General features: G+C 52.4%; 12 protein-coding genes and 1 riboswitch. Of the genes, 5 read left to right on the forward strand and 7 right to left on the reverse strand.

The annotated features are described in order from the left end of the window. Nucleotides 1–346 precede the first annotated feature (346 nt). Together purH and purD are read left to right on the forward strand one after the other, a co-directional pair. The gene (gene purH, locus AC07U6_RS21180; RefSeq protein WP_494764169.1) at nt 347–1,936 is read left to right on the forward strand and encodes a bifunctional phosphoribosylaminoimidazolecarboxamide formyltransferase/IMP cyclohydrolase; all 1,590 of its coding nucleotides are present in this window, start codon (nt 347–349) and stop codon (nt 1,934–1,936) included. 14 nt (nt 1,937–1,950) lie between these two features. Then, nucleotides 1,951–3,231 (forward strand): phosphoribosylamine--glycine ligase, encoded by a 1,281-nt coding sequence (purD, locus tag AC07U6_RS21185; protein WP_494764170.1) that lies wholly within the window; start codon nt 1,951–1,953, stop codon nt 3,229–3,231. Between the two features lie 203 nt (nt 3,232–3,434). Here the strand turns inward: purD and AC07U6_RS21190 are convergent, their stop codons facing one another. From AC07U6_RS21190 to nudC, 7 genes are all read right to left on the reverse strand, one after another. After that, entirely contained in the window at nt 3,435–4,118 is a 684-nt protein-coding gene (locus AC07U6_RS21190) for a DUF1481 domain-containing protein (protein WP_494764578.1), read from the reverse strand. 112 nt (nt 4,119–4,230) lie between these two features. Next, on the reverse strand, nt 4,231–4,503 hold the full coding sequence (hupA, locus tag AC07U6_RS21195) for a nucleoid-associated protein HU-alpha (RefSeq protein WP_017803060.1): 273 nt from the start codon (nt 4,501–4,503) through the stop codon (nt 4,231–4,233). A 189-nt stretch (nt 4,504–4,692) separates the two neighbouring features. Beyond that, a complete protein-coding gene (locus tag AC07U6_RS21200) occupies nt 4,693–5,283 on the reverse strand; it encodes a YjaG family protein (RefSeq protein ID WP_205067743.1) in 591 nt (196 codons plus the stop codon). A 62-nt stretch (nt 5,284–5,345) separates the two neighbouring features. Next, complete coding sequence (nfi, locus tag AC07U6_RS21205; RefSeq protein WP_494764171.1) at nt 5,346–6,011, reverse strand: deoxyribonuclease V; 666 nt, start codon at nt 6,009–6,011, stop codon at nt 5,346–5,348. A gap of 3 nt (nt 6,012–6,014) precedes the next feature. Next, nucleotides 6,015–7,082: a uroporphyrinogen decarboxylase gene (gene hemE / locus AC07U6_RS21210; protein WP_494764172.1), complete on the reverse strand. Its 1,068-nt coding sequence runs from the start codon at nt 7,080–7,082 to the stop codon at nt 6,015–6,017. A 160-nt stretch (nt 7,083–7,242) separates the two neighbouring features. After that, nucleotides 7,243–7,965 carry a bactofilin family protein gene (locus tag AC07U6_RS21215; RefSeq protein ID WP_494764173.1) on the reverse strand — a complete coding sequence of 241 codons (723 nt, stop codon included), beginning with the start codon at nt 7,963–7,965 and terminating at the stop codon, nt 7,243–7,245. 373 nt (nt 7,966–8,338) lie between these two features. Then, on the reverse strand, nt 8,339–9,112 hold the full coding sequence (nudC, locus tag AC07U6_RS21220; RefSeq protein ID WP_494764174.1) for an NAD(+) diphosphatase: 774 nt from the start codon (nt 9,110–9,112) through the stop codon (nt 8,339–8,341). 73 nt (nt 9,113–9,185) lie between these two features. Here nudC and rsd point away from each other — a divergent pair, with 73 nt between their 5' ends. The 3 genes from rsd (at nt 9,186) to thiE (ending at nt 12,609) form a co-directional block, all read left to right on the forward strand. Next, entirely contained in the window at nt 9,186–9,692 is a 507-nt protein-coding gene (gene rsd / locus AC07U6_RS21225) for a sigma D regulator (RefSeq protein WP_494764175.1), read from the forward strand. Between the two features lie 136 nt (nt 9,693–9,828). Continuing rightward, a riboswitch (TPP riboswitch) is annotated at nt 9,829–9,929 on the forward strand. Nucleotides 9,930–10,018: 89 nt separating this feature from the next. Then, nucleotides 10,019–11,968, forward strand: coding sequence for a phosphomethylpyrimidine synthase ThiC (thiC, locus tag AC07U6_RS21230; protein ID WP_494764176.1), 1,950 nt, complete (start codon nt 10,019–10,021; stop codon nt 11,966–11,968). Continuing rightward, nucleotides 11,965–12,609: a thiamine phosphate synthase gene (gene thiE, locus AC07U6_RS21235; protein WP_494764177.1), complete on the forward strand. Its 645-nt coding sequence runs from the start codon at nt 11,965–11,967 to the stop codon at nt 12,607–12,609. Before thiC ends, thiE begins: the two co-directional genes overlap by 4 nt. Nucleotides 12,610–12,722: the final 113 nt, after the last annotated feature.

Consider the following 12,722-nt stretch of genomic DNA (forward strand, 5'->3'; position numbering starts at 1 on the left):
CTCCAACACGCTGGCCTGTAAGCCGTTGTGCCGTCTCAGTGGTTGCGCATTATAGGGAGTTCTCGACGGCTGACAAGGGCTAAATTGCGATAATTTTACCGTTTGCTGCATTCCACAGCAAAACCCCGCCTTATACCTGTTTATACACAAACTTATTCACACTCTTTATTCAATGACAATTTTGACGAGCAACACGCAAACGTTTTCGCTACAATGCCCGCGCGTAATGGAAGCCCCTTTCAGGGGCGTTACCTGAAACTTATCTTCCTCTATATAGAGAAGAGCAAGGCTAAGCTTCATATAACGCTCTTTAATATGCGATCCAAAGCCAAGGGATAAAACCACCATGCAACAACGTCGTCCTGTACGCCGCGCGCTGCTCAGCGTGTCTGACAAAGCCGGTATCCTCGAATTCGCTCAGGCGCTTTCTCAACGTGGCGTCGAGCTACTCTCCACTGGCGGTACCGCCCGCCTGCTGGCCGAGGCTGGCCTGCCCGTAACTGAAGTGTCTGACTACACCGGTTTCCCGGAAATGATGGATGGACGCGTTAAAACGCTGCACCCGAAAGTGCATGGTGGCATTTTAGGACGCCGCGGTCAGGATGATGCCATCATGTCCGAACACAGCATCTCCCCTATCGATATGGTCGTCGTTAACCTTTATCCATTTGCCCAGACCGTTGCACGCGAAGGCTGCTCGCTGGAGGATGCGGTAGAGAATATCGATATCGGTGGTCCAACCATGGTGCGCTCCGCAGCGAAGAACCACAGAGACGTGGCGATTGTCGTGAAGAGCAGCGACTATCAGGCTATCGTAGCCGAGCTGGACGCCAACGAGAACTCGCTGACGCTGGAAACCCGTTTCGATCTGGCGATCAAAGCATTCGAACACACTGCCGCCTACGACAGCATGATCGCCAACTACTTTGGCAGCCTCGTTCCTGCCTATCACGGTGAGACAACTGCACCTGCCGGTCGCTTCCCACGTACTCTGAATCTGAACTTCATCAAGAAGCAGGATATGCGCTACGGTGAAAACAGCCATCAGGATGCTGCCTTCTATATAGAAGAGAATGTTTCCGAAGCCTCAGTTGCCACCGCGCAGCAGGTTCAGGGCAAAGCGCTTTCTTATAACAACATCGCCGATACCGACGCGGCACTGGAATGCGTGAAAGAGTTTGATCTGCCGGCCTGCGTTATCGTCAAGCATGCGAATCCGTGCGGCGTGGCGGTAGGTGGCTCGATTCTTGATGCCTACGAGCGCGCGTACAAAACCGACCCGACTTCAGCCTTTGGCGGGATCATCGCATTCAACCGCGAGCTGGATGAAGCCACGGCTCAGGCCATTATCAGCCGTCAGTTTGTTGAAGTGATCATTGCGCCATCAGCCAGCGAAGCGGCCCTGAAAGTGACCGCTGCGAAGCAAAACGTTCGCGTCCTGACCTGCGGCCAGTGGCAGCAGCGCCAGAACGGTCTGGATTTCAAACGTGTAAACGGCGGCCTGCTGGTGCAGGATCGCGATCTGGGCATGGTCAATGAGAGCCAGCTGCGCGTGGTCAGCAAGCGCCAGCCGAGCGAGCAGGAGCTGCGTGATGCCTTGTTCTGCTGGAAAGTGGCTAAATTCGTGAAATCCAATGCTATTGTCTATGCCCGTGACAATATGACTATCGGTATAGGTGCAGGCCAGATGAGCCGCGTTTACTCAGCCAAAATTGCCGGTATCAAAGCCGCTGATGAAGGCCTGGAAGTGAAGGGGTCAGCGATGGCCTCCGATGCCTTCTTCCCGTTCCGCGATGGGATTGATGCAGCTGCCGCAGTGGGTATCACCTGTGTGATTCAGCCAGGTGGGTCGATTCGCGATGATGAAGTGATTGCCGCAGCCGATGAACACGGCATTGCGATGATCTTTACCGACATGCGTCATTTCCGCCATTAATTACGGAGTCTCAAATGAAAATTTTGGTTATTGGTAACGGCGGCCGTGAACATGCGCTTGCCTGGAAAGCCGCTCAGTCACCGCTGGCTGACACCGTATTCGTTGCGCCGGGCAATGCCGGCACCGCGCTCGAGCCCGTGCTGCAGAACGTGGCTATCAATCCAACCGACATTCAGGGCCTGCTGGACTTTGCTCTGAGTGAGAAAATCGATCTGACCATCGTTGGCCCGGAAGCGCCGCTGGTGAAAGGCGTGGTGGATACGTTCCGCGCGGCCGGTCTGAAAATCTTTGGCCCAACGCAGGCCGCTGCTCAGCTGGAAGGCTCTAAAGCCTTTACTAAAGACTTCCTGGCCCGCCATCAGATCCCAACGGCGGAATACCAGAACTTTACTGAGGTTGAGCCAGCCCTGGCTTACGTGCGTGAGAAAGGTGCGCCAATCGTGATCAAGGCCGATGGCCTTGCTGCGGGTAAAGGCGTCATTGTAGCGATGACCCAGCAGGAAGCTGAGGACGCGATTCAGGATATGCTGGCCGGTAACGCTTTTGGCGATGCGGGTCACCGCATCGTGGTGGAAGAGTTCCTTGATGGCGAAGAAGCCAGCTTCATTGTAATGGTTGACGGCGAGAACGTGCTGCCAATGGCCACCAGCCAGGATCACAAACGCGTTGGCGATGCGGATACCGGCCCGAATACCGGCGGTATGGGTGCCTACTCCCCGGCCCCGGTGGTGACCGATGAAATCCACCAGCGCGTGATGGATGAAGTGATCTGGCCAACCGTGCGTGGCATGGCAGGCGAAGGCAACGTCTATACCGGCTTCCTGTATGCCGGTCTGATGATCGATAAAAGCGGCCAGCCGAAAGTGATCGAGTTTAACTGCCGCTTCGGCGATCCGGAAACTCAGCCGATCATGCTGCGCCTGCAGTCGGATCTGGTTGATCTCTGCCTGGCTGCCGTTGACGGTAAGCTGGATCAGAAAGATTCCGTTTGGGACCCTCGTCCATCGCTGGGCGTGGTGCTGGCAGCCGGTGGTTATCCGGGTGATTACGCCACTGGCGCTCAAATCCACGGTTTACCGCTGGAAGAAGCCGCCGACGGCAAGGTTTTCCACGCGGGTACTACGCTGGAAGACGATCTGGTGGTGACCAACGGCGGACGCGTACTGTGCGTTACCGCGCTGGGTGAAGACGTTGCTGCCGCTCAGAAACGTGCTTACGAACTGGCCCAGCCAATCTCATGGGAAGGCAGCTTCTGCCGTAAAGACATTGGCTACCGTGCGATAAATCGTAAGTAAGCTCTCATCTTTAGCTATTGCGATAAAAAGCGCTCTTCTCGGGCGCTTCTTTTTTGCGGTTAAAAACTGTATTTAATGCCAATCGCTGGACTGACCTGGAAAAATTGAGAATGGACAAAGATAGGATAAAAAGATCGTTGTGGGGATAATCGCTCCTGAACGCAAAGATGGCATGAATTTATTCATATGCCTTAAATACACGATCAGAAATCAGCCTCTTTGGGTTCGCTCTGGCAAAAATCCTCATGGCTGACCAGCAGTAGCTGAACCCCATCCTGTGCCTGCAGCCAGGCCACATTGAGCGGCTCGGCAGACGCAGACGCAGACGCAGACGCCCGCTGTCTGGCAATATGTTCGAGTTCCATTTCATCGAATTCTGGCCTTAGTTGATTGCCCTGACAGCTGGTGACCTCTCCGCCTGGCGACCAGCGTCCCTGGATCAGCGCTACCCGTCCGTTCCGCAAATCGTTGCTAATCTTCAGCATACGCTGAGCATCAAACTGATACAGGGCAACTTCATCGGCAGATAAGGGTTCCCGGTGTCCATCCAGTTGGCGTTGCATAAAGCTTAGAGCACCGTCATGGTCAAAACGTAGCGTCACGTTATCAGTTTGCTTGCCAGAAACATGGCGTTCAATCGCCACCGGCTTGCCATCCAGCCACTGATAGTCCGTTGTTTCCGTCGCACCTCCTGTGAATGGTGTGAATACGGTCATCATGTGGGAGATTTCTGCATGGCTATCTTTTCGCCATATCCGTACGGCACCGCGATCGGCAAGATAGCCGCTGGCGGTAAAATCGGGCAGATCGGAATGTGAACTGCAACCCGCTAACAGCAGCAGCGTAATGAGGATGGAGATACGGTTGGGAAGCGTCAGTTTCATGATAAAAGAATATCACATGACCGCGGCGGCAGTAGGAAAGCAGCCAGAAGATTTACTTCAGGTAAACAAAGGGGGCGAATTCGCCCCCCTGTTTAAACTCTTCACCGTCGGACGATTACTTAACAGCGTCTTTCAGTGCTTTACCAGAAACGAATGCTGGTACGTTTGCAGCAGCAATTTTGATCTCATTGCCAGTCTGCGGGTTGCGGCCAGTACGCTCAGCACGGTGGTTAACTTTAAAGGTACCAAAACCAACCAGTTGTACAGCATCACCTTCTTTCAGAGACTCAGTAATCGCAGCCAGAGTGGATTCCAGTGCAGCTTTAGCCTGGGTCTTAGACAGGTCCGCTTTGTCCGCAATTACATCAATCAGTTGAGTCTTGTTCATAAGTTATCCTTACAGTGTATTTATCGCTTGCTAAGCACCAGGTGCGAGGGGAAAAACCAGATTCTGGCACTCTCCAGCCTACACGCACCGATAGCCACATTTTTCAGCCCTCCAAATGTAGACCAGAGTGGGGGCGAATGTGAAGCCCAAAGGCTCTACAAATCTGGCCTGAAGTCACGTTTTGTGGCCTTATTGATGAAAATCTATCCCGATATTACTGATCCCGGATTCACGCAGGTCGGATCGCAGTCCTTTGATCAGCTCGATGTCCCTTTCCTCACAGGCTGCAAGCAGGCGGAAAATCTCCCACTGGATATCCCATTCCTCTTCTACTGCGGGATTCACTTTCAACTCTTCTTCGGTCATTTCGCGTCCGGCCTGGGTCATTTCCAGCATGGCCACGGTGGTAATTGATGTTTCACTCACGGCGATAGCATGGGCCAGGGTTTCACCGCTCAAGCGGGAATGGATCAGTTCACTGAGCGCCACGCAGGCATCAATCGCCGGATAGACGCCGTACAGGTCATAATCGTCGGCGGAGGGGATGGCTTCTTCCAGCTTCTCCAGCTGGCTGTCGAAGTTGACCTTCGCATCCTTAACTACCAGGGTTTCCCACAGGAGATCGAGAATACGACGATACAGCTGGCCATCGCCGAAACCGGTCTGCTGGCAAAATGCACGGTAGTTAGGGGCCATCCGCTCACACAGACAGGCCATAAAAGTCACATGCTGCCAGCTTTCCAGCTTTTCCAGCCGTAAATGAATTGGGTTACGTAACATATCAGGGTCTCAGAATTAACGCGCTGCGGGGAGTGTACCTGAAAAGCATCACGGCATCACGGTTAACCCAGTGAGAGCGAGGTAAAAGCCCGACGCTGTGATGCAACCGCATCCGCCCAGCGCGTTGGCTCCGGCAGGCGATAACCACGCAAACAGTTTTCAACCCATTGAAGAGCGGTAGACTGGCTGACACGATGTCCGGTGGAAATAAACAGTGGATTACAGCGCGCTTTACTGCGCAGCACCCAACCAAGCTGCTGGTCTTTATCCATCAGCGGCTGACAGCTGCCGGGTTCGGCATCCGGCGGCGTAAATGCCCCGCACAACCGCTTTTTCGCCACGCCAATCGTCGGCACATCCACCAGCAAACCGAAGTGGCTTGCCACACCCAGCCGTCTTGGATGAGCGATGCCGTGGCCATCCACGAGTAACAGGTCGGGACGATGAGCAAGTTTCTGCCAGGCCGCCTGTAAAGCCGGGGTTTCCCGGAAGGAAAGAAAGCCGGGGATGTAGGGCATTAGTGTGGCAATACGCGCCACCTGATGCTCAATCAGCCGCAGTGAAGGGTATTCCAGTATGACCAGGGCGGCACGGGTAACTTCTCCGCCCTGCTCAAAGCCGACATCCGCACCACCTACCAGTCGCGGAGGCATGACGTCAAAATCATCCTGAAGAACGACTTCAGCAGCGAGAGCACGCTGCCGGTCACGCAATACGGCTATGTCCATTTTTTACCCCTGGTGATAAGGGCGCGAAAGTTTGTGCACCGCCTCCACAAAAGCGCCCGCATGCTCTGGCGGTACATCCTGATGAATTCCGTGCCCAAGGTTGAACACGTGCCCGGCTCCCCGGCCATAGCCTTCAAGAATACCTGCCACTTCCTGTTCGATCCGCGCAGGAGGTGCGTAAAGGATGGAAGGGTCCATATTTCCCTGCAATGCCACTTTATCCCCCACACGGCGACGGGCATCGGCGATATCCGTAGTCCAGTCCAGACCCAGTGCATCGCAGCCGGTTGCTGCCATCTCTTCCAGCCACTGACCGCCGCCCTTAGTGAACAGCGTAACCGGAACGCGGCGACCGTCATTCTCATGCAGCAGGCCATCAACGATCTTGTGCATGTAATAGAGCGAGAACTCGCGATAGTCGCGCCCCGTCAGTACACCGCCCCAGGTATCGAAGATCATCACCGACTGGGCACCCGCGCGAATTTGAGCGTTTAAGTAAAGGGTGACGCTATCAGCAAGCTTGTCGAGCATCAGGTGCAGAGTCTGCGGTTCGGCATACATCATCTTTTTCAGCTTGGTAAATGCTTTACTGCTGCCGCCTTCCACCATGTAGGTCGCCAACGTCCAGGGACTGCCAGAGAAACCGATTAACGGCACTTCGCCGTTTAAATTCTTGCGAATCGTTCGCACGGCATTCATCACATAGCCCAGTTCCTGTTCAGGATCGGGGATCGGCAGCTTCTCAACATCAGCACGGCAGGTTATTGGCTGCGAGAAACGGGGACCTTCACCCGTTTCAAAGTAGAGGCCAAGTCCCATCGCATCAGGGATCGTAAGAATATCGGAGAACAGAATTGCCGCATCAAGCGCATAGCGCCGCAGAGGCTGCAGCGTAACTTCACAGGCCAGCTCGGCGTTTTTGCACAGCGACATGAAGTCACCGGCGACGGCACGCGTTGCTTTATACTCCGGCAAGTAGCGACCGGCCTGGCGCATCATCCATACAGGGGTAACATCAACAGGCTGGCGCAGCAGGGCGCGCAGATAACGATCGTTCTTCAATTCACTCATCACAGGGCTCTCTACTCCAAATAAGCCTGTAGTGTATCATTTATCAAGATTGACTGTGCCCGGCGGCCCAATAAATTGAAGGGAACGCTAAAGTCCCTGCCTTTTCGCGTATAAGTATCAAGGCAGGGAGAGCACCTAACCTGAAATGGGCCCTTTGACGCTACTTCTTAGCCTGCATCTGATGACTTTTTGCAGCACCACCTTCGACAGGAACCAGTGAAGGCGTCCGTTCAGGATCTGTTACATTTGAATTTTTTGATTTTTTATCTTTTATTTCAGAGGTTTCTTCAACCCAATGAGAATTACCAATAAATACGCCGCCTTTCTCAATTGAGAATTCACTAGCATAAACGTCGCCTTCTATTCTTCCTCGCGACATTATCACTACTGTTTTCGCATAGCAGCATCCGTTTAACAGGCCGTTTACTACCAGCTTAAAGGATGTGACTTTTCCAACAACTTTTCCTTCTTTACCTATGTGCGTGACCTTTTTACTGGTTACATCGCCTTCAACTTCACCACTAATGGTAATGTTACTTTCGTTAGTAATTTCACCACGTAGCATTGTTCCGGGTGAAATAGTTGTTTCCTTAATGTTATTACTTTCCGCTAATGGCTCCATGCTGGTGTTCTCACTCATTGTACTGGCGGACGAAACCTGTCCTTCCGTCGTTTTAACTTCTTCTTTCTTACTGAAATTAAACATATTTATAATCACTCTGTTCACGCGTAGATATGTTGACAGACTCAGCAGGACAAGGCATCCCATACCGCCAAGGAAAATCAGCATTGAAGTCCTGTGCGATAGCAAAAAAGCGATAATGCTACCGATCCAGAAAATCCAGATCCCCCAAAGATAATATTGTGCTCTGTTCTTAAACATACCTACGTCCAACCTACATATGAATCACCCTGATGAATTGTCACCTAACCACGTCGTTAAAAGCTGCATACGGATCAGCGACTTTGCTTTCAAAGGATTTAATAAGATTTATTAGGAAATAGCTCTCTGATCTAAATAAAGACTATTTATTTTATCGGAAATTTAAAGCAATAAACGGAGTCAATTGAAAACTATTCCTTGTTACGAGCTTAAAATCTTCCACGAAGTGAATCATATTAGAATTCACCACGGAGATAAACCTAAAGGTTCTTATATCTGGACAGAAGTAAATCCCCCGGCGGTACAGAGCGGCACGCCAGGGGAAACAGGGTGGGAAGATCTAATAAATTAAGTCGTTAATCAGCCGTACATTTTACTTATACTCAGCACGACATAATGCCACGGTATCCTCAATTAAACGTCGGGCGATAGTGCCAGCTGGCGGCAGCTGTGGTAAAGCATCATGCCGGTACCAATCCGCATCCAGCAGTTCTTTAGGGTCAATGTTGATTTCGCCCACATCATAGTCGGCCATAAAGGCCATCATCAGCGACTGCGGAAATGGCCACGGCTGAGATGAAACATATCGCAGATTTTTAACCTTAATTGCGGCTTCTTCCATCACTTCGCGCGCTACCGCCTGCTCCAGCGTCTCACCGACTTCAGCAAAGCCAGCTAACACGGTGTAAATGCCATTACGATGCCGGGTATGCTGGGCCAGCAGGATCTTATCCTCACGGCGAATGGCAACAATGATACAGGGAGAAATTTGCGGATAGTAACGCTGCCGACAGTGGCTGCACAGGCAGGCCCATTCGGTTTTGCTGTGGTGCATCTCATGGCCACAGTAGCCACACCAGCGGTGCGAGCGGTAAAACTCTGCCAACTGTATACCCCGACCAGCCAGCTGAAATAAACCGGTTTCCTGATCGAGCAATTGACGCAGCGATCCGGTGTCACGCGTGCGGGTTTCGCAGATCAACCACACCGTTTCCCCCTGCCATTCGCCAATAGGCGATCCTTTTGATCCCGTCAAGCCGAGTGATTCGGCAGATCCTCGAGGAATTTCGCCTTTTGGTAACCAAATTTTATGTTCGTGGCTGACAACCCACCAGCCAGTGTCTACGCTTGATATTTGACGTTCCATAACTTGCTTATCATCCTCAGCTCAAAGACTGGTTTGAGGTCAGGCATTAAAAATAAAACTCACGGAGATGAACATGCTTAACCAGTTAGAAAACCTGACCGCACGCGTTAGCGGCTGTAGTGAACTGGTCGATTTCTGTTTACATGCCCGTAAGCAGCTGCTGATTGCCTATTATCAAATGGCTGGTTTAAAGCCTAACAAGGAATCGTTGACGGCGCTCGATGAAAATGCACTGGATAATTTTTGCCAGAATCTGGTGGACTATCTCTCAGCGGGCCATTTCACGGCCTACGAACGTTTCATCAAAGAGCTTGAAGGAACGGAACAGCTGGCGCAGGCGGCACTGATTTATCCCTCTTTACGCGCCAATACCGACCACATTATGCAGATTTATGATACATATCTGGAAAAGTCCATCGAAACAGATGATGCAGTAGATTTCCAGCAAACGCTTTCTCTGGTCGGCGAGGCGCTGGCTGAACGCTTCGTGCTGGAGGATAAATTTATTAAGCTGGCCCTGGAAAAAGTTGCTGAAAATCATATAACTAAAGATGTAGCGCCTCTTGCTCCTTCCGCCTGATTCGTTATCAGATTGTGAATTACTTGTAGTTTCCAATTAGCCCCTTTATGCTGAAGAGGCTATTTAGTTTGAGCAAAAAACGTTTTGTTCTGACTTCAAACTGATTTTCTGGCACCCAAGTGTGAAAATCAGAGAGTATTTCTTGTCGGAGTGCCCCACGGGGCTGAGACCGTTAATTCGGGATCCGCGGAACCTGTTCAGGTTAACACCTGCGAAGGGAACAAGAGTAAAATCGTCTGCGATGATGCGAAATAAAATGTTTCTCATCGTTCAAATTACTCCCGCCTCCAGGCAAGCAACTTTCCCTAATATTTCAGGAATTTGCTATGTCTACCGTTGAAAAACTTCTCGTTGAGAAAAAAACTAATCGCCGTGAGCAGCGCGCTGAAGCTCAGCAGTTTATCGATTCTCTGCAGGGCACGGCCTTCCCCAATTCAAAACGTATTTATCTGATCGGGTCCCGGGACGATATCCGCGTACCGATGCGTGAAATCCAGCTAAGCCCAACCGTTATCGGCGGCAATAAAGACAATCCGCTATTAGAAGAGAATGAACCGGTGCCGGTCTATGACACCGCAGGCCCCTACGGCGATCCGGCAGCCGCTATCGATGTGCATCGCGGTATCGACAAGCTGCGCAGCACATGGATTCACCAGCGTGCCGATACGGAAGAAATTGCTGAACTCAGCTCAGTCTACACCCAGCAGCGGCTGGCTGATGAAGGACTGGATCATCTGCGTTTCGATAATCCTCCTCGTCCACGACGCGCACTGGCAGGTCGCTGCGTTACTCAGATGCATTACGCGCGCCTGGGTGTCATCACCCCGGAAATGGAATATATTGCGATACGTGAAAATATGGGCCGCGAGCGCATTCGCGGTGAAATTCTTCTGCAACAGCACCCGGGCAACAGCTTCGGTGCCAGCCTGCCGGAAAATATTAGCGCAGAGTTTGTGCGCCAGGAAGTCGCCGCCGGACGGGCGATCATTCCGGCCAATATTAACCATCCGGAATCGGAACCGATGATCATTGGGCGTAACTTCCTGGTGAAGATCAACGCCAATATCGGCAACTCCGCGGTCAGCTCTTCGATTGAGGAGGAAGTTGAAAAACTGGTGTGGTCTGCTCGCTGGGGTGCCGACACGGTGATGGATCTTTCCACCGGCAGCTATATCCATGAAACACGTGAATGGATCTTGCGAAACAGCCCGGTACCGATCGGCACCGTGCCGATCTACCAGGCGCTGGAGAAGGTGAATGGCGTGGCAGAAGATCTTAACTGGGAGATTTTCCGCGATACGCTGCTGGAGCAGGCGGAGCAAGGTGTTGATTATTTTACTATTCATGCCGGCGTGTTGTTGCGTTATGTACCGATGACCGCCAAAAGATTGACTGGTATTGTTTCGCGCGGCGGGTCGATCATGGCGAAGTGGTGCCTGTCGCACCACAAAGAAAGCTTCCTCTATCTGCATTTCCGCGAGATTTGTGAAATCTGTGCCGCCTATGATGTTTCCCTCTCACTCGGTGACGGTCTGCGCCCGGGTTCAATTCAGGATGCCAACGACGAAGCACAGTTCTCCGAGCTGCATACGTTAGGAGAACTAACTAAAATTGCCTGGGAATATGATGTGCAGGTGATGATTGAAGGGCCCGGGCACGTGCCAATGCAGATGATCCGCCGTAATATGACCGAGCAGCTGGAACATTGCCATGAAGCACCGTTTTATACGCTCGGTCCGCTGACGACCGACATCGCTCCCGGTTATGACCACTTTACATCAGGGATTGGGGCCGCGATGATCGGCTGGCTTGGCTGTGCGATGCTGTGCTACGTGACGCCGAAAGAACATCTTGGTTTGCCCAACAAAGAAGATGTTAAGCAAGGACTGATTACCTATAAAATCGCCGCGCACGCCGCTGACCTCGCGAAAGGCCATCCAGGCGCTCAGATCCGTGATAATGCAATGTCTAAGGCACGGTTTGAGTTTCGCTGGGAAGACCAGTTTAACCTTGCCCTCGATCCGCATACCGCCCGCGCCTATCATGATGAAACCCTGCCGCAGGAATCCGGTAAGGTGGCGCACTTCTGCTCAATGTGCGGGCCGAAGTTCTGTTCGATGAAGATTACCCAGGAAGTGCGCGAATACGCTGCACGCCAGCAAGCCGAAGCCGTGCCAATTGAGATCGGTATGGCACAAATGTCTGATGAATTCCGCACTCGCGGCGGTGAACTGTATCACCGCGCCGATGCGCTTAAAACCGAGGAAAATGTATGAGTCGTGGTCCTTTTCCCGCTACCGATGCCCGGCTTGGGCTTTATCCGGTAGTGGAAACCGTTGAATGGATTGCCCGCCTGCTGGATTTTGGCGTGCGCACTATCCAATTGCGCATAAAAGATCGCCAGGATGACGAAGTCGAACAGCAGATCGCTGAAGCGATTGCCCTTGGCAAACGTTACCAGGCAAGGCTGTTTATAAATGACTACTGGCGTCTGGCAATCAAGCATCAGGCCTATGGCGTTCATCTGGGGCAGGAAGATCTGGATATCGCCGACCTTGATGCGATTCACGCTGCAGGGCTGCGGCTGGGACTGTCTACTCACGATGATGCCGAGCTGGATCGCGCACTGGCCGTTCAGCCTTCGTACATCGCACTGGGCCATGTCTTCCCTACGCAGACCAAAGATATGCCTTCTGCGCCGCAGGGCCTGGCAGAACTGACCCGCCATATTCAGCGCTTGCAGGGTATCTCAACCGTGGCGATTGGTGGTATCAGCATCGATCGCGTCCCGGCGGTGCTGGCAACCGGCGTCGGCAGCGTGGCGGTGGTCAGTGCTATCACCAAAGCGGACGACTGGCAGGCGGCAACCCGCAAGCTGCTGGATCTGGTTGAATCCCCGGAAGGCACTGCACAATAAAATGTAATATGTCGTAACGCCGGCAAAGTGTCATGAAGCAACGCCGCAGGCTCAGTCTCTGCGGCTTTTCACCTCTGCATACGCCGCTATAGTGGCAGTGCTGGCAGCAGTTT

It is taken from the genome of Erwinia sp. GW821-FHT03D09, assembly GCF_059420805.1.

Coding starts and splice junctions, on each gene's coding strand:
- purH (WP_494764169.1), top strand. CDS start 347: ATGCAACAACGTCGTCCTGTACGCCGCGCGCTGCTCAGCGTGTCTGAC.
- purD (WP_494764170.1), top strand. CDS start 1,951: ATGAAAATTTTGGTTATTGGTAACGGCGGCCGTGAACATGCGCTTGCC.
- hupA (WP_017803060.1), bottom strand. CDS start 4,503: ATGAACAAGACTCAACTGATTGATGTAATTGCGGACAAAGCGGACCTG.
- AC07U6_RS21200 (WP_205067743.1), bottom strand. CDS start 5,283: ATGTTACGTAACCCAATTCATTTACGGCTGGAAAAGCTGGAAAGCTGG.
- nfi (WP_494764171.1), bottom strand. CDS start 6,011: ATGGACATAGCCGTATTGCGTGACCGGCAGCGTGCTCTCGCTGCTGAA.
- hemE (WP_494764172.1), bottom strand. CDS start 7,082: ATGAGTGAATTGAAGAACGATCGTTATCTGCGCGCCCTGCTGCGCCAG.
- AC07U6_RS21215 (WP_494764173.1), bottom strand. CDS start 7,965: ATGTTTAAGAACAGAGCACAATATTATCTTTGGGGGATCTGGATTTTC.
- nudC (WP_494764174.1), bottom strand. CDS start 9,112: ATGGAACGTCAAATATCAAGCGTAGACACTGGCTGGTGGGTTGTCAGC.
- rsd (WP_494764175.1), top strand. CDS start 9,186: ATGCTTAACCAGTTAGAAAACCTGACCGCACGCGTTAGCGGCTGTAGT.
- thiC (WP_494764176.1), top strand. CDS start 10,019: ATGTCTACCGTTGAAAAACTTCTCGTTGAGAAAAAAACTAATCGCCGT.
- thiE (WP_494764177.1), top strand. CDS start 11,965: ATGAGTCGTGGTCCTTTTCCCGCTACCGATGCCCGGCTTGGGCTTTAT.